Consider the following 16,080-nt stretch of genomic DNA (forward strand, 5'->3'; position numbering starts at 1 on the left):
GGAGGAACACCCCAGTGAACGCAATACCACAACGCAACGTGCAAGCCGGAGAAACCAGCTCCGCAGGCTTCCTGGATAGCGTTGACCAAAACTTCCGTCATGCCATGACATTCCTCGACCTGCCGGAAGGCCTGTCGGAGCGGATCATGCAGTGCAACTCGACCTACACGGTTCGGTTCGGCGTCCGCCTGCGGGGTCGCATGTACAGCTTTATCGGCTGGCGCTCGGTCCATAGCGAGCACTGCGAGCCGGTGAAGGGCGGCATTCGCTATGCGTCGAATGCCGATGCTGAAGAGGTCGAGGCCCTGGCAGCGCTGATGACGCTCAAATGCTCGCTGGTCGATGTGCCGTTCGGCGGCTCGAAGGGCGCGCTAAAGATCGATCCGCGCGAATGGACGCCGCAGGAGCTCGAGCGCATCACCCGCCGCTTCACCCAGGAACTCAACAAGCGCGGCCTGATCGGCCCCGGCGTCAACGTCCCGGCACCCGACATCGGCACCGGCGAGCGGGAAATGGCCTGGATGATGGACGAGTTCCGCCGCGCCAATCCGACCGATGTCATCAACGCGCGCGCCTGCGTCACCGGCAAGCCGCTGTCGAAGGGCGGTATTGCCGGCCGCACCGAGGCAACCGGCCGAGGCGTGCAGTTCGCCATCCAGAGCTATCTCCGCGATCCGCGCACTGCCGGCCTGAACGGCAAGCGCGATCTGAAGGGTGCTGCAATCATCGTCCAGGGCTTCGGCAATGTCGGCTACCATGCGGCAAAGTTCGTCTCTGAAGAAGACGGTGCCCGGGTGACGATTGTTGCCGAACGCGACGGCTATGTCGCCAACGCCGATGGTCTTGCGATCGAGGCGCTGAAGCAGCATCATATCAAGACCGGCAGCATTCTCGGCTTCGAAGACGCCACCTCGTTTGCCGGCGATATGACGGGCATTGCGCAGCCATGCGACGTCCTCATTCCGGCGGCCATGGAGAATGCCATCCATGCGGGCAATGCAGACCGCATCAAGGCAAATTTGGTCGTCGAGGCGGCCAACGGCCCGATCACCTTCGAGGCTGACAAGGTGCTTCGCACCCGAGGGATCACCGTTCTTCCCGATCTTTACGTCAATGCCGGCGGTGTCGTCGTCAGCTACTTCGAGTGGGTAAAGAACCTGACGCATATTCCCTTCGGTCTGATGGAACGGCGCCGGCGCGAGCGGCGCAACCAGACCATCGCAATGGCGCTGGAACGCATGACCGGCAAGGAATTCCCCGCCGATATCCGCGATGAATTCCTCGAAGGCGGCGCCGAGATCGACCTCGTCCGGTCCGGCCTCGAAGACGTCATGCGCAGCACCTGGACACGGATCGCCGACCTCATCGAACAGCAACCGGAACTCGGTGACTACCGGACCGCCGCCTATGTCGCGTCGATCCGGCAGATCGCCGATGCTTATGAAGCGATAGGAATCTGATCAATTGCCTGCCTAGTCTTACTGCGTCACAAATTTGTGGATTTTATCGATCCTTCATCCGGGAGCAGCATGGACATCGCTGGAGGTTGCGACTGAGTGCGACGGTCAAGTGCCTTCGGATTGTGGCGATCGAATTCGACACGTGTCGCTCGGGTCGGATCGGGGGCTCCGCGGGGTCGATAACCCTGGGGAAGGCCAGATTGCGGGCGGTTTTTGGTTTCGGGCGGCGCTGAGGGGGGAATCGTCTCCCTTTGGGAGATGAGGAATCCGTAAGCGGCAATGCAGAGGCTTGCATGATGATGGAAGCCGCGCCAACCGCGTCCCTCATAGTGGCCGAGCCCGAGTTCCTGTTTGAGTTCCTGATAGTCGCGCTCGATGCGCCAGCGCAGCTTGGCGGTGCTGACGAGCTTTGCGAGCGAAGCGGCGGCCGGGAGAGTGGAGAGCCAGTATTTGAGTGGTTCGGCATCACCCTCGGGCCATTCGATCAGCAGCCATTCCTCGGCGCGGGGCTCGGTCAATTTGTAATCCCTGGACGCGGGCCTGACGCGCACGGCGGCGAAGCGAGAGTTGAGGTCAGTGTTGTCGCCAGACGCTGAGTGTCGGCTGCACGCCCACGACATAGTCGAGGCCGAGTGCCGACAGGCCGGCGCGGAATGCGCCGTCCACGCCATAGCCGGCATCGGCCAACACCACACCGGGCGCCACTCCGGCTGCCTGGGCGGCTCGGATCTGCTCCAGCGCGATGGCCGGTTTGGTCTGGAATGCGACGCTGTCAGGGATCTTCGCCTTGCGCCGCCGCTCGGCATCGTCGGCCCAGATCTCGGGTAGATACAGCCGGTAGGCAATCGGCAGCTCGCTGCGACGTTGGCGATCGACAAGCTGACCGCGACTTGGCAGTTGTCCTGCTTGCCGAGTTGGCCACAATATTGCCGCGCCACCCCGACCGAATGCCTGCCCTACTTGGGAAAGCCGGTGTCATCTACAATCCACGCCTCGATCGGCCCATGTCGCTCGATCAGCGGCAGCACCAAATCGCCAATCCGCCGCAGAAGCGCCTCGTCCGACCACGGCGCCTGACCGACGAAATGCAGTAACGACTGATGCTTGGACGAAACCCTCGCCGGTGCCGTTACCGCTGCCAGAGGCTCGACACTCTTGCGCTCCACCGGCAGCATGAGGCCAAGGCAGTAATCCTTCAGCGGCTCTGCCCGATCGGCATGGCCGATCACATCGACAAGCCTCTCGACATAATCCGCAAAGTCTGATTCACTTCTTCCGCTCAGGCCATTCATCTCAGCTTGCTCCTGCTGACCACGAATCGCCACGCTAGCACATCATCGCAAACCGCGAATCTCCCGTTTTTTGTGACTCAGTAAGACTAGAGAGCCAGCGATTCTTCGATGGCCCTGGCAATAAATTCGCCTCCCACGCGACTTGGCTGCCGTAGGACATGTGTCGACGGCAGCCTCTTTTTTTGAGGTGATCCGGATCTTAACATCGTCGAACCCGGCGTCGATGTTGGAGGGCGGCAACCAGCGTTAGAGGCCGCCCATGCAGAGGTACTTCATTTCGAGATAGTCCTCGAGACCGTGCCGAGAGCCTTCGCGTCCAATGCCGGACTGCTTGATGCCTCCGAAGGGTGCCACCTCCGATGACATGCGGCCAGTGTTGATGCCAACCATGCGCCTCGGCCACGCGCCAGACGCGTTTGAGGTTCGAGGCGTAGAAATAGGCGGCGAGGCCGTAGATCGTATCGTTGGCTTCCCGAATCACCTGCTCCGGGTCATCATAACGGATGATCGGCGCCAGCGGACCGAACGTCTCTTCCTGCGCGATCCGCATCGAACCGACGACGTTGGTGATGACGGTCGCCTCAAAAAATGTTCCCTTCGCGCCGATCCGACGACCGCCGCAGCGAACCATCGCCCCTTTTTTGACAGCGTCATCGACATGCGCTTCGATCTTTTTCAGAGCATCATTGTCGATTAGAGGCCCGTTGCCGTCCGAAAAGCGGATGAAACTGATGTGTAACCAGCACTAGCTGCTGATCTGTGCTGGTCGAGGCTGCATTCTCAGATAAGGTACAAGTGGTTGGAGGCTGGCAAGTTCGTTTGGCCACCCGGTCCGCGATGGCGCCATGCAGATGACGCGCGAAGAGTTCTCGCTTTTGCTAGCCGGTATTGACTGGACGCGCGTCAAACGAAACGCTGTGAGGAGGCCCTCAAAAGCAGGCTGATCCTGTCGGTTTTACGTGAAGATTCAGGCTCCTATGGTAGGGCCAGTCATGCCGCTTCGACATGATCCCTTACCCCAGGACACCGTGCAACTGACCCGGATCATTCTCTCGCTCAACGAAGAGAATGCCGACCTTAAGGCGCGCGTGGCCTTCCTTGAGCGCCTGCTCTTCGGGACGAAATCGGAGAAGATGACGATCATCGATCCGACGCAGGCAATGCTCGACCTTGGCCATGTGAGCGACATTCCCGTTGCTGCCAATGACGATGTCGCGCCGGTCGGTGAAGACAAAACGCCGGCACGGCGATCGCCAGCGCGCAATATCGGCCGCTTGCCCAAGTACCTTCCGCGTTATGACGAGATCATCGAGCCGGAGAGCAAGACTTGCCCCTGCTGTTCGTTCGAACTTCATTGCATCGGCACGGACGTCAGCGAGGCTCTCGACATCGTGCCTGCGGTTGTCCGGGTCAGACGGACGATCCGACCGCGCTATGCCTGCCGGGCCTGCGAAAGCGTTGTTGTGCAGGCGTCGGCACCAGCGCGCGTGATGGACGGTGGCATGGTGACCACGGGCGTTTGCCGCGCATGTCGCTGTTTCGAAGTTTGCCTGGCATCTCCCGCTCAACAGACAGGCGCAGATGCTGGCCTCCTGCGGCGTCATGATCGATCGCGGCACGCTCGGCGCCTGGGTCACGTGGGTCGCCTGGTGGCTGGAGCTTCTCTACGATGCGCTCACCGCCTTCATCCGCTCGCAGCCGGGGGTATTCTGTGACGAGAGTATGCTGCAGAGGCACGGAAGGAGTTCAGTATGAACTGACACTGTGTCGTAAAGCTGCGTGAATGATGGAGGCTGGCCCTCCGGGATCGGTTTTCGGGAGCGGGTCTCACCAGTCCGAGCTGCTGCGGTAAAGAGCCGTGGTGGTGAGCGTCGGATGAAAAGTTCGGACGAGATCGAGCAGGTGCGTGTCCGAAAGACGAACGAAAGTGAACCATCCGAAGACGCGTCGTTAAGAAATTCAAGCGTCGTCGAAACCAGGACCGTTTCGTCATCCTGGGATAAGCCCGCGCAACGAGACAAGGAGCCTCCTGCCGGAGCGCCACAGTTCACGCAGTTGCAGGGCCGATACCTGGTCTTCATTTATGCCTATACCAGGATCTTCAAACGCTCCCCGGCAGAAGCGGACATGCGTCGCCACTTTGAGGTGACCGCACCGTCTGTACACCAGATGGTGATAACCCTGGAAAAAGCCGGCCTCATTCAATGCCAGCCTGGAGAAGCGCGAAGCATTCAATTGCTCGTAGAACCTGAGGCGCTGCCAATCCTACGCTAGCTCACCAGTCAGAATCTCTTAGGAGCGGTACTAGTTGCCGTGGTGGCATAGCGATTGAATGGATAAAAAAAGTTTCAAAGGGCTTCGCAAACTTACAGTTTTGGCACGGACAGTGAGAGGACGGAAAATGGCACAAGATAAGCTAGTTGGCTTAAACCGGCGCAATCTTCTATCGCTAATCGGTATGACTGCAGGCAGTATGACGATGTACCACGCCATGACTACGCTCGGGCTGGCTGGTGAGTCTAGATACAACGGACCAATAAAGCTGGAAGGCGCTCCGAAGGACACTTCCGTCTTGATTCTTGGAGCAGGATTGGCGGGTATGACGGCAGCACTCGAACTGCGTCAGGCCGGTTACAACGTGAAAATACTGGAATACAACAATCGAGTAGGTGGCCGAAATTGGACGATACGCGGCGGCGATAGCGTGAAGGAACTGGGCGGCGAGATCCGGAATTGTGAATTTGATGAGGGGCTTTACATCAATCCTGGTCCGTGGCGAATTCCGTATCATCACCATGGCTTGCTCGCATACTGCAAGCGGCTGGGCGTGGTGCTAGAGCCCTTCCAACAACTCAACCACAACGCGTTCCTGCACTCCACAAGGGGGGGCGGCGGCAAGCCGCAGCGAGTGCGTTACGTTATGACCGATATTCGGGGACACATATCAGAGCTGCTGTGTAAGGTGACGCGCAAGGGCGCACTCGAAGGGAGTGTCACTAAGGAAGATCAGGAGATGCTACTTGAGGCCCTTCGCTCCTGGGGCGCGTTGGATGAGAATTATGCCTACCAGAATAGCACACACGTGAGAGAGTTTCGCGGTTCGGTCGAAGCCTATCGCGCGGGGAGAAATAGCGTCGTGCCAACGTCCGGAAAGCCGCTGAGCCTTTCCGAAATACTAGGTTCGGGCCTTTGGAGCGATCTAGCCGCTTTTGCGCGCTATGAATTCCAAACAACCATGTTCCAGCCACGTGGCGGCATCGACCTGATTGGCAAGGCTTTCAGCAAGGAAGTGGACGACCTCGTCACCTATAACGCCAAGGTGACAAAGATCGAGCAGGACGAGAAGCGCGTCACGGCCTATTACGAAGACAGCGAGAATCCCGGTACAATACAGCGGGCGAGCGGCGACTGGTGCGTATGTACGATTCCCCTGACGATCCTCAGTCAAATCGACATCAATGTCAGCGCCGAAATGCTCGCAGCGATCAAAGCTGTACCCTATGCATCATCCGTGAAGGTAGGCCTACAGTTCAAGCGTCGTTTTTGGGAGGAAGATGACCTGATTTTCGGGGGCGTGAGCTACACCAATCTGCCGATCCGGCAGATTTCTTATCCAAGCAGTGACTTCAATACGAAGGGAAAGGGCGTTCTGCTGGGCTGTTACACTTGGAATGGGCCGAATTCCTATGAGTTCACGTCAATGGCTCCCGAGGAACGCGTGAAGCGGGTTGTCGAATACGGTGCGCGGATCCATCCTCAATACAAAGAGGAGTTCGAAAATGGCGTTTCCTGGGCCTGGCATCGCTCCCCGTTTACACTTGGCTGCGCCGGGGACTGGACGGAAGACACCCGCAGGGAACACTTCAATAATCTTTGCAAGATCGACGGTCGCGTAGTAATCGCCGGCGAGCATGCATCCCAAGTCCCGGCCTGGATGGAGGGGGCGATTCTCTCCTCACTAGACGCAATCACAAGGCTTCATAAGCGCATCATGGCTGGCTGATAATACGTTGCGACCAATTGAAGGTTTTTTCCGATGGCGAAAAACTCCAAAGGGCCTCTAGGCTCCGTTGTTGTTTCAATCTTGACGATGGCGCTCGCTGTCCCCGTCGGAGCCCAAGTAATGTTGAGCGACGGTGAGAACTTCAGTGAACAAAGCGGGGAAGCGCTGTATGCGAACGTCTGTGCCGCTTGTCATATGAACCATGGGGAAGGTGCGATGGGGGCAGGCAAATATCCGGCCCTTACTCAAAATCAGAATCTAGTGGTCGGGGATTACCCAGTTTACTTGGTGCTCCACGGGCATACAGGCATGCCACCTATCGGTCATATGATGAGCGATGACCAAGTTGCTGCCGTCGTTAACTACGTGCGCACAAATTTCGGCAACAATTACGAAAATGAAGTGACACGCGAGGACGTGGCGGACATCCGATAAGGCGAACACGACGGTCCGTTTCGAAAGAAGAGAATGACCGCAGCAAGCCAAATTCTCTACGGCGTCGACTCATAAACTCTGGCACCATATTCTTGTTGCGACGAGCTTTACGGCGGCGAGGTAGTTTTCCGGGTGCTTGTCATATCGGGTTGCGATGCCTCGGAACTGCTTGATCCTGTTGAAGAACCGTTCCACGAGATTACGTTGCCGATAGACCCAGCGCGAAAATACAAAGAGCCCTTGCGATTACTCTTCGGCGGGATGTTGGCCCAGGCCTTTCTCTCGGCGGCCTTAGCCCGTATGGCATTCGTGTCATAACCCTTGTCGGCCAGCAGGATGTCCCCCTCGCCAAGCTCATCCGTCAGCGCGTCGGCTTCGGCACAATCGGCGATCTGTCCACCAGTCAGACGCAGATTGACCGGGCGACCTTCGGCATCGACGAGCGCATGGATTTTGCTCGTAAGGCCGCCGCGGGAACGTCCCATGCCACCATCGTCTCCATCCCTTTTTTCCCGTGTCCGCGTGCTGGTGAACGCGGACACAGGTCGAGTCGATCATGACGATGTCGCCATCGTAGGCCTTGGACACCGCTTCAAGAAGCCGATCCCATACCCCGGCTTTGCGCCAGCGGACGAAGCGGTTGTAACAGGTCGTCGGCGGGCCATAGCGTTCCGGAACTTCCGCCCAAGGCGAGCCCGTTCGAAACCGCCAGAGGATGCCATTCAGTACCCGCCGATCATCAACGCGGGCAACGCCGCGTGGCTTGTTGGGTAACAACGGCGATATAATCGACCATTCGTGGTCAGTCAGTTCGTAGCGACGACCGTCATCAAATGCTTCCCTATTTCGAAGCCTTGAATCACGGCGGTCGATAAATGCCAAGAAATTTTATGAGTTTACGCTGTAATCTTCCAGGAGCGATCAATCCTGGCGGATCCAGGGGGGACGAACGTGTGCTGCAGGCACACATGAAGGGAGTTCAACATGAACAACTAACGTGTGGACAAGCTGCGTGAAAGATGAGGGTGGGCCCCTCGGGATCGGCTTTCAGGAGCAGGTTCCAAACCAGTCCGAGCTGCTTGCTGCGGTAAAGAGCCGTGGTGGTGAGCGTCGGATCAAAAGCTCATGGCATGACCATGAGCAGGTGCGTGTCCGAAAGACGAACAAACGTGAACCCTCGAAGACTCGTCGTAAACTGGTCAGATACCGTCAAAATCAGGGGCGGTTCGTTCCTCTGAGACAAGTCCGTCAGGAGCCTGATTATCGGGCGGACGGCGGTCGGCGGTGAGAGGGCGTGAGTCGGTCACAGGCTTTTGCGCGGAACTGCAGGAACCAGCTTTCTGATGCCAAGGGAGAAGCACAAGCGGCACATCACCGTGAGGCGAGAGTACAGATACAGGAAGTTGGGGCGAACCGACCCGTAGTAGTGATGAAGGCGCTTTAATGGAGCTGGAGCAAAGGGCTCGGATCAGGTGGTCGTATTTTCGAAACAACTGGAGACAGGATGACGTCGGCGGATACGACAGACAAGCCGTTTAGGATCGATAAGCGGCTGGTGTACGAAGCTTATAAAGCGGTCAAATCCAATGGTGGTGCGGCCGGAGTGGATGGGCAGACGATCGAGCAGTTCGAAGCCGACTTGAAGGGTAATCTCTACAAGATCTGGAACGGGATGAGTTCGGGAAGCTACTTTCCGCCACCGGTCCGTGCCGTCCCCATTCCCAAAAAGACTGGGGGCCAGCGGATTTTGGGTGTGCCCACCGTGAGCGATAGGATCGCGCAAATGGTGGTCAAACGGCTCATTGAACCGGAACTTGATCAGATCTTCCGGCCAGATTCCTACGGCTACCGACCGGGCAAATCTGCTCTGGACGCGGTAGGGATCACGCGTCAGCGGTGCTGGAAATATGATTGGGTTTTAGAGTTTGATATCAAGGGCCTAAATGACAACTTGGCGCACGATCTCTTGCTCAAGGCGGTCCACAAGCATGTCAAGGGTCAAGGGGCGTTGCTCTATATCGAAAGATGGCTGACGGCGCCCTTGGAACAGGATGGACAAAGGATAGGGCGGATCGCGGTACCCCGCAAGGGGGTGTGGTCAGTCCGATTCTTTCAAATCTGTTCCTGCACTACGCATTTGATCTCTAACCGGACATACCCCGACCTCCCATGGTGCCGGTATGCGGATGACGGTCTGGTGCACTGCCGGACCGAACAGGAAGCGGAGGCCGTCAAGGCTGCCCTTCAAGCAAGGCTGGCGGAATGCCAGCTGGAAATGCATCCCACCAAAACCAAGATCGGTTACTGCAAAGACCCCAAACGCAGGGGAACGTATCCGAACGTCAGCTTTGACTTTCTCGGATACTGTTTTCGACCGCGAGTGGTGAGAAATCCGCAAAATGGGCGACTGTTCTGCCGATTTACGCCGGGGGTTGCTCCCTCGGCGCTGAACCACATGCGGGCGACGATCCGGGACTTGAAACTCCGACAGAAAACGCATGTGTCGCTGGCCGACATTGCTCGCGAGATCAATCCGCTCCTCCGGGGGTGGATTGCGTATTACGGGCGGTTTACGCCATCGGCGCTGGATGCCTTGCGGCGTTACGTCAATCAGACGCTGTGCGTGTGGGTGAGAAGGAAGTTCAAGCGCTATGCCCGTTCGACCCAAGCAGGGAAATTTCTACAACGCCTTGCCCAAAGTCGAACGAAGCTTTTCGTGCATTGGCAGCTCGGAATAACCGGTAAGTTCGTCTGATGGGAGCCGTGTGAAGCGACAGTTTCACGCACGGTTCTGAGAGCGCGGAGGGTGAAGTCCCTCCGCGACTCGCCCGATCGCGACATGGCTTCAAACGCCGCTACTAAGAATGGTCTCGTCCTCCCGAGCCTTTGCCGCAACGCAAGCGGAATGATGGTGCAGCCGCTCGGCGCGGCGACCGAATGTGAGTTTGAACCGGCAATGGAAACAGGCCCGTTCACGCGAACAGGCTCAGCCTTGGATGCCGAAAGAGCGACCGAAGAAAACATGCGATGGAGTTCTTGACCCGATCTTCCCATATGAGTCGCTCGCTCCCAAGAACGTAAATGGTCAAGCGAGGACAGAAGCATCGGCGCTGCAGTTAACTGAACGGATCTGTGATGCTGTATCCTTCAGCATCGTTCGCGCTGTTGTCCAAGACATGACTGTTTGTTGGCAAGCCTGCCATCTGACAAGAGGGCACTAGCAAAAGGAATACGAAGCTCCCAGAAGAAGGCCTTGCAAACTCTTATTTAGATCATCCTTCGCGAGGCGCCTCCTTCGCCCCGGAGATTGAGGTCGATATTTCGTCCGGTTCGCAAAGGGACGGAAATGGTGCGATTGACCACCTGATCAGATTAACGGCACGCTCCAGCATCATTTCTGTCTGAGAACGACTTGACGAACATGCGATGACATGTCCAATCGAGTCTAAATAATCACCTCTTCTGACGATTTGTGCCTTTGGTGTAACGTAAAATTTGACCTCGTTGACACCCGGTACAGCAGCCGCGCGATTGTCACCACTGATCCAATCGAGGATGCCATCGCCCTCCGGAAGCAGGCTCCTCACTGCTGCTATGTGCGAATGCTTTGCTCGCAAGTCACAAATTTGTTGGCCGATGACAAGATTGATGTGCGCCGTGATCAAATCAACGCCGTACGCCAGTTGAACCAGTCTAGCTTCCCCGGTCGGAAGGCGGGGATTAACTTCAATGACAACTGGGCCATCGTTCGTCCATCGGAATTCAATGTTTGCCGGTCCCCATCCAAGACCGAGAGCTCGCAAGCAGCTAAGTGAAACATCGATGATGCGTTGAAGTTCGGTTTCAGTCAGCGGGGCAGGAAAGGTGTATTCACGAAAGACGAAATGTGGCGGGGGGCCGAAGTCAGCGGTACCAATTGCAATGACTTGGTTTCCCATTGTATTAGCGCCGTAGTACGGGCCTTGTGCGAATTCTTCGACGAGTATCTTCGGCGAAGATTGCCACGGGTGATCTCCGTCGAGCAGATGGCTCGTATGTTGAGCTAACTCTTTGGCATCCCGGCACAATCGGACACCGCTGCCGCCGAGGCCTGCGGTTGGCTTTAGTATCACCGGCAGACCAATCTTCTCCGCTGAGCATTCCACCTCCATTGCATCTGTTGCCAAGCGGTAAGCAGGTACTGGAACTCCGTATTCCGCGAGTACTTGGCGTTGCACAAATTTGTCGCAGCATCGATCAATCGATGCGGGGTCCGGTCCAGGTAGAGTGAAGTGTCGACAGAGTCGGGCAACTGTTGCATAGACTGTCTCGCTCGGGCTTGGAAACCCGGTAATGCCAGCAATCTCATAAGTCGTGCTTAACTGGTAGCATTCGCGGATTAACGCATCGAGATCGTCTGTATCGACACAGATTGTCTGAACCTCGTTCGCGCCAAGATAGTCGTACTGAGCTGGATCTGCAGACAGAGTAATAAGATGGAGACCAAGCCGCTGAGCCGCTTGGACGTACAGCGGGCCATTAGCCCGTGAACCTTCAATTAAGATGAGTGTTCTTCCTTTCATTGGCGTCAACCTCCATGTGGCGTGCTTTCAGGCGAGCTGAGGATGAATTTCCATCAGTTTTTACGCACGCCTCTCCGCGGATTTGCGGGTGAACGTATCATTGCCGAGCAATCTGCGAACGCGAAGATTTTGTAAATTTTTTCTGAGAGGACGTGCGACGACGTCTAATATTGCTGTGGCAAACTACTGTCATCCGTGAGCGCGACGAACAACCCACCTTTTCTTTTGTGAATGAGGCCGTGAGATAAGCTCCTTCATCGATAGGAGCGGAATGGAATGGTTGGAGATCGCGTTGATGCCATGCTTGAAGTCATGGATGAAGGCATGCATGAAGCCAGGCATGAGGGAAAGTATCGCCGGATCGAGGTGATCACCGGTCGGCGCCAGCGGCGGAATTGGACTGACGAGGAGAAGGCGCAGATCCTTGCGGAAAGCGCAGAACCTGACGTGAACATCTCGGCCGTTGCCCGGCGCTGGGGCGTCAATCGCGGCTTGCTGAATGTGTGGCGACGGGATGCCGGACTAACCTCTCAACGGTCGGCAAAGGCCAGTTTGCCGTCTGCCGTGTTCGTGCCGGTGACAGTGGTTGGGGATGGCGCACGACACGAAGGCTCGCCATCGAATGCCTCGGAGGTTCTTGCTGGCCGAATTGAGATCGAAATTGCGGGCGCACGCATGACGGTTATCGGCTCGGTGGCGCCCGAGTTGGCGCAGGCGATGGTGGCGGTGTTGCGAGGGCGCCGGTGATCGGACTTTCACCAAGCGGTGTGAAGATCATGGTTGCGACGCGACCTGTCGACTTCCGGCGCGGCATGAATGGCCTGGTGGCGTTGGTGGCGTCAGCCCTTGCGGCCGATCCATATTTATGCATCGGGTGAGATTTTGTGGCGGAGCCATTACGGCGCCAGCCGGGGACTGCCAAATCTAGAATTCTCCGCCACATAATATTTCATGCCTCTCTGACGGGCGCGGGATCCCCCTGCGCCGCAATACTGGAGGGGCAATATGCTCGACTTCTATTTTTCGTATCGTGGGGTACTCAAGCGTCTGCGTAGCGGTGCGCTCGGCGGCGAGATGGATCGCTTCGCGGAGCATTTTTTCACGCTCGGTTATAAGCGAGCGTCTGCCAAGATTTACCTGAGCCGGATTGCGCGCTTTAGCCAGTTTGCCGCGAGGCGTTCTTCTGGGCGGCCGCCGCTTTCTGGATTGGTTCCGCCATCACCATCTCGGCCAGGACCTCGAGCCGTTGACGGCTGAGCAGGTCCTTGCTGCTGTCGAGCATCGGCTGTCGCTATCGGCGACCTCCGGCAGCCGCACGGCAGCGACTGCTCACACTCGAACATTTCTTCGGTTTTTGTATTGGGCTGGCTACCATCGCCAAGATCTCGCCGGCGTTGTCCCAAGGACGCCCTCTTGGCGTTTGGCACATTTGCCGCCACGCCTTGCATGGGATGACGTTCGGCAGGCGATCGATGCGATCGGCGCAACGACGCCGGTCGACATCCGCGATCGAGCCGTCCTGCTGCTGCTCGCCACTACGGGCATTCGCAACGGCGAGTTACGCGCCATTCGGCTGAAGGATATCGACTGGCGTACTGGCGAGGTTTTTGTCCGGCGCACCAAGGGCAAGCGTGATCGGGTGGTGCCACTCCTAGAGGAGACCGGCGCCGCACTCGCCGATTACATCCTGCGCGCTCGACCGAAGGTGGATAGTCCGTATCTGTTCCTGTCCTTCACGCCGCCGCTGGGGCCGTTCAAGTGCGCGTCGCCTGTTTCGAGGATCGTGCGGAAGCGGTTGCGGCATGGCGGGGTCGAACTTGGGCGAGTCGCAGGTGCGCATCTCCTGCGCCACAGCCTTGCCACCCAGCTCGTCAGGCAGCAAAGGCCAATCAACGAGGTCGCCGATCTTCTTGGCCACCGGAGCATCAACACAACGGCGTTGTACGTGAAGGTTGCGGCCTCGCAACTCGCCGAGGTCGCACTCCCCTTTCCGGGAGGCGCCGCATGACCGCCTTTGCCCGATTCCTCGGCGAGAAGGTTGAGCGTTACATCGAACTGCGCCACTCGCTCGGCTATGCCTTCAGTAAGCAAGCTGGTACGTTGCGCGCTTTTGTCCGCTACGTTGAACGCACTCAAATCGACGCGCCCGCCACCCGGACGATGGCGCTGGACTTCGTCCTATCGTTCGGCGGGGCCGCCAACAGCCGCACCACTCGTCACGGCGTGCTCCGCAGATTCTACGAGTATCTCGCCGTCTATGACGCCCAAACCGAGAGCTTGGAGCGTAGGGTCTTTCCCAGATCCAGGGCAATTCCGCCGCCGCGGATCCTCAGCGAGTCAGAGTTGGCGTCGCTCATCGACGCATGTGCGCGCATTTCGCCAAGCATCCCTCTCAGGGGGCGGACGATGGCAACGCTAATCGGATTGTTGGCAAGCTCGGGACTGCGATCTGGCGAAGTGGTAAGGCTTGATCGTTCCGACGTCGATCTGACCAACGGGGTTCTTCTCGTTCGGAAGACGAAGTTCCGCAAGGACCGTCTCGTTCCAGTTCACACGACGACCCAGGCTGCCCTTCGCCACTACGCCAGTGAGCGTGACGCCGCTTTTCCCACGCCCAAGGACCAGGGCTTCTTCCTCAGCTCTCGTGGCAACCGCCTCTCAGCGACCGGCCTGCAAAACGGTTTTGCCGAGGTGCGTAAGCTCTCCGGCCTTGATGGCGGTAAGCCCTTAAGGCCGCACGATCTCAGGCACCGGTTCGCCGTGACCCGCCTCAGCTTCTGGCATCAACAGCGCGCAGACGTTCAGGCGTTGCTCCCGTTGCTCGCCACCTATCTCGGCCACGCCAGCTACAGCGATACCGCTTACTACCTCACTGGTTCGGCGGATCTTCTCGCCATTGCGGCGGACCGCGCTTTCCTCGATGGAGGTGCAGCATGAGCGAACATCTGCTCCTGGCGCCGCTCCTGGAATCCTACTTTCGCCGGCGCCTAACCAAGCAGCGCAACGCCACTCCCGCGACTGTCGCGAGCTATCGCGACGCCTTGCGCATGCTGATCCTCTTTGCCGCCGCCAGGTTGCGGAAGAGGCCGGCGGCGTTGGTGCTCGAAGATCTCGATCGAGACCTCGTTCTCGCATTTCTCGACGAACTCGAGGAGAAGCGGAACAACACCGTCGCCACGCGTAATGCCCGACTAGCTGCGATACGATCTTTCTTCCACCATGTGGCAGCCGCCGACCCGGCGTCCTTTGGTGTCGCGCAACGCGTGCTGACGATTCCCACAAAACGCGCGCACATTGAGGTGACGCACCATCTCACCGACGCAGAAGTGGACACCGTCATTGCGGCGCCCGATCAGAGGACGCCCCGTGGTCGGCGCGACCGCGCGTTTCTGCTGTTCCTGGCGCGGACCGGCGCGCGGGTCTCCGAAGCCATCGGTGTCAATGCTGACGACCTTCAGTTGGGACGCCCGCACTCGCAGGTGCTATTGCACGGTAAGGGGCGCAGAGATCGCGTCATCCCCGTTCCTCAGGATCTGGCGAGAGCGCTGGCGGCCTTGTTGCGCGAGCGCGGAATCACCAACCACGAACCACGACCGATCTTTATCGGTGCCCACAATGAGCGCCTGACGCGCTTCGGGGCGACCCACATCGTACGACGAGCGGCGGCCAAGGCAGTGGCCACAAGGCCGGATTTGGCCGAAAAGCCCATATCGCCACACATCTTCCGGCACTCCCTTGCCATGAAGCTTCTCCAGTCCGGCGTGGATCTTTTGACGATTCAAGCCTGGCTCGGGCACGCACAGGTCGCCACCACCCACCGCTATGCCGCCGCGGATGTCGAGATGATGCGTAACGGACTCGAAAAGGCGGGCATCAAGGGCGATTACGGGACGCGCTTCCGGCCCACCGATGCCGTTCTGCAACTGCTGAACAGCATCTAAGCTAAAACATTATGTGGCGGAAGATGCCAGATTTGGCAGTCCCCGGCTGGCGCCATGACGGCTCCGCCACAAAATCTCACCCGATGCATAAAAAGGGTTATGTGGCGCGCCACATAACCCTATTGCGGCGACGTGTTCGTGTTCCGCGCCAAGCGTCTTGATCGGCTTCGTTGCATTTACTGGGACGGATCAGGCATGATTTTAGCGACGAAGTGGTTGGAGGCAGGCAAGTTCGTTTGGCCACCGATCCGCGATGGCGCCATGCAGATGACGCGCGAAGAGTTCTCACTTTTGGTTGCCGGTATTGACTGGACAAGGGTGAAGCAGAACCCAGTGAAGCGGCCCTTGAAAGTTGGTTGATCCTATTGGTTTTGCTTGAAGATTCAG

12 protein-coding genes and 7 pseudogenes are annotated in these 16,080 nt (G+C 58.1%); 13 read left to right on the top strand and 6 right to left on the bottom strand.

Annotated elements, in window-relative coordinates; all coding sequences use genetic code 11:
• The first annotated feature begins 14 nt into the window (after window positions 1-14).
• Window positions 15-1,460 (top strand): Glu/Leu/Phe/Val family dehydrogenase, encoded by a 1,446-nt coding sequence (locus tag RHSP_RS31350; protein WP_037136561.1) that lies wholly within the window; start codon window positions 15-17, stop codon window positions 1,458-1,460.
• Between the two features lie 26 nt (window positions 1,461-1,486).
• On the opposite strand, the gene RHSP_RS36130 is transcribed toward RHSP_RS31350, so the two are convergent.
• The 3 genes and pseudogenes from RHSP_RS36130 to RHSP_RS34175 all read right to left on the bottom strand — a co-directional run.
• Window positions 1,487-1,978, bottom strand: a complete 492-nt coding sequence (locus RHSP_RS36130) for a transposase (protein WP_240535549.1) — start codon at window positions 1,976-1,978, stop codon at window positions 1,487-1,489.
• Between the two features lie 55 nt (window positions 1,979-2,033).
• Window positions 2,034-2,752: pseudogene (locus tag RHSP_RS36135) on the bottom strand (IS701 family transposase).
• 246 nt (window positions 2,753-2,998) lie between these two features.
• Window positions 2,999-3,455 (bottom strand): annotated as a pseudogene (locus RHSP_RS34175) (aldehyde dehydrogenase family protein); the annotation flags it as partial.
• A gap of 90 nt (window positions 3,456-3,545) precedes the next feature.
• On the opposite strand from RHSP_RS34175, the pseudogene tnpB (RHSP_RS34180) reads away from it, so the two are divergent.
• The 5 genes and pseudogenes from tnpB (RHSP_RS34180) to RHSP_RS31380 all read left to right on the top strand — a co-directional run.
• Window positions 3,546-3,696, top strand: a pseudogene (tnpB, locus tag RHSP_RS34180) (IS66 family insertion sequence element accessory protein TnpB); the annotation flags it as partial.
• A 48-nt stretch (window positions 3,697-3,744) separates the two neighbouring features.
• Window positions 3,745-4,486, top strand: a pseudogene (locus RHSP_RS31365) (IS66 family transposase); the annotation flags it as partial.
• A 321-nt stretch (window positions 4,487-4,807) separates the two neighbouring features.
• Complete coding sequence (locus tag RHSP_RS36185) at window positions 4,808-5,026, top strand: LexA family protein (protein WP_085999212.1); 219 nt, start codon at window positions 4,808-4,810, stop codon at window positions 5,024-5,026.
• A gap of 127 nt (window positions 5,027-5,153) precedes the next feature.
• Window positions 5,154-6,755 (top strand): flavin monoamine oxidase family protein, encoded by a 1,602-nt coding sequence (locus tag RHSP_RS31375; protein WP_004128922.1) that lies wholly within the window; start codon window positions 5,154-5,156, stop codon window positions 6,753-6,755.
• A gap of 33 nt (window positions 6,756-6,788) precedes the next feature.
• A complete protein-coding gene (locus RHSP_RS31380) occupies window positions 6,789-7,190 on the top strand; it encodes a c-type cytochrome (RefSeq protein ID WP_004128924.1) in 402 nt (133 codons plus the stop codon).
• Between the two features lie 69 nt (window positions 7,191-7,259).
• On the opposite strand, the pseudogene RHSP_RS34185 reads toward RHSP_RS31380, so the two are convergent.
• Window positions 7,260-8,000: pseudogene (locus RHSP_RS34185) on the bottom strand (IS5 family transposase).
• Window positions 8,001-8,694: 694 nt separating this feature from the next.
• On the opposite strand from RHSP_RS34185, the gene ltrA reads away from it, so the two are divergent.
• Complete coding sequence (ltrA, locus tag RHSP_RS31390; protein WP_004128932.1) at window positions 8,695-9,945, top strand: group II intron reverse transcriptase/maturase; 1,251 nt, start codon at window positions 8,695-8,697, stop codon at window positions 9,943-9,945.
• 517 nt (window positions 9,946-10,462) lie between these two features.
• Here the strand turns inward: ltrA and RHSP_RS31395 are convergent.
• Complete coding sequence (locus RHSP_RS31395) at window positions 10,463-11,752, bottom strand: ATP-grasp domain-containing protein (RefSeq protein WP_004128937.1); 1,290 nt, start codon at window positions 11,750-11,752, stop codon at window positions 10,463-10,465.
• Window positions 11,753-12,028: 276 nt separating this feature from the next.
• On the opposite strand from RHSP_RS31395, the gene tnpA reads away from it, so the two are divergent.
• Window positions 12,029-12,499, top strand: coding sequence for an IS66-like element accessory protein TnpA (tnpA, locus tag RHSP_RS31400; RefSeq protein ID WP_004128939.1), 471 nt, complete (start codon window positions 12,029-12,031; stop codon window positions 12,497-12,499).
• Window positions 12,496-12,615, top strand: a pseudogene (gene tnpB, locus RHSP_RS34985) (IS66 family insertion sequence element accessory protein TnpB); the annotation flags it as partial. The gene tnpA and the pseudogene tnpB (RHSP_RS34985), both read left to right, overlap by 4 nt.
• A gap of 293 nt (window positions 12,616-12,908) precedes the next feature.
• Here the strand turns inward: tnpB (RHSP_RS34985) and RHSP_RS35935 are convergent.
• Window positions 12,909-13,034 carry a hypothetical protein gene (locus RHSP_RS35935; RefSeq protein ID WP_276307848.1) on the bottom strand — a complete coding sequence of 42 codons (126 nt, stop codon included), beginning with the start codon at window positions 13,032-13,034 and terminating at the stop codon, window positions 12,909-12,911.
• A 147-nt stretch (window positions 13,035-13,181) separates the two neighbouring features.
• Here RHSP_RS35935 and RHSP_RS35810 point away from each other — a divergent pair, with 147 nt between their 5' ends.
• From RHSP_RS35810 to tnpB (RHSP_RS31420), 4 genes and pseudogenes are all read left to right on the top strand, one after another.
• Window positions 13,182-13,760, top strand: a complete 579-nt coding sequence (locus tag RHSP_RS35810; RefSeq protein ID WP_240535524.1) for a site-specific integrase — start codon at window positions 13,182-13,184, stop codon at window positions 13,758-13,760.
• On the top strand, window positions 13,757-14,689 hold the full coding sequence (locus RHSP_RS31410) for a tyrosine-type recombinase/integrase (RefSeq protein WP_004126144.1): 933 nt from the start codon (window positions 13,757-13,759) through the stop codon (window positions 14,687-14,689). The genes RHSP_RS35810 and RHSP_RS31410 overlap by 4 nt, the downstream gene beginning before the upstream one ends.
• A complete protein-coding gene (locus RHSP_RS31415) occupies window positions 14,686-15,693 on the top strand; it encodes a tyrosine-type recombinase/integrase (RefSeq protein WP_004126146.1) in 1,008 nt (335 codons plus the stop codon). Before RHSP_RS31410 ends, RHSP_RS31415 begins: the two co-directional genes overlap by 4 nt.
• Before the next feature lie 117 nt (window positions 15,694-15,810).
• Window positions 15,811-16,053 (top strand): annotated as a pseudogene (gene tnpB / locus RHSP_RS31420) (IS66 family insertion sequence element accessory protein TnpB); the annotation flags it as partial.
• Window positions 16,054-16,080 lie beyond the last annotated feature (27 nt).

It is taken from the genome of Rhizobium freirei PRF 81 (genome assembly GCF_000359745.1).
In the GTDB taxonomy this organism is placed as follows: Bacteria; Pseudomonadota; Alphaproteobacteria; order Rhizobiales; family Rhizobiaceae; genus Rhizobium; species Rhizobium freirei.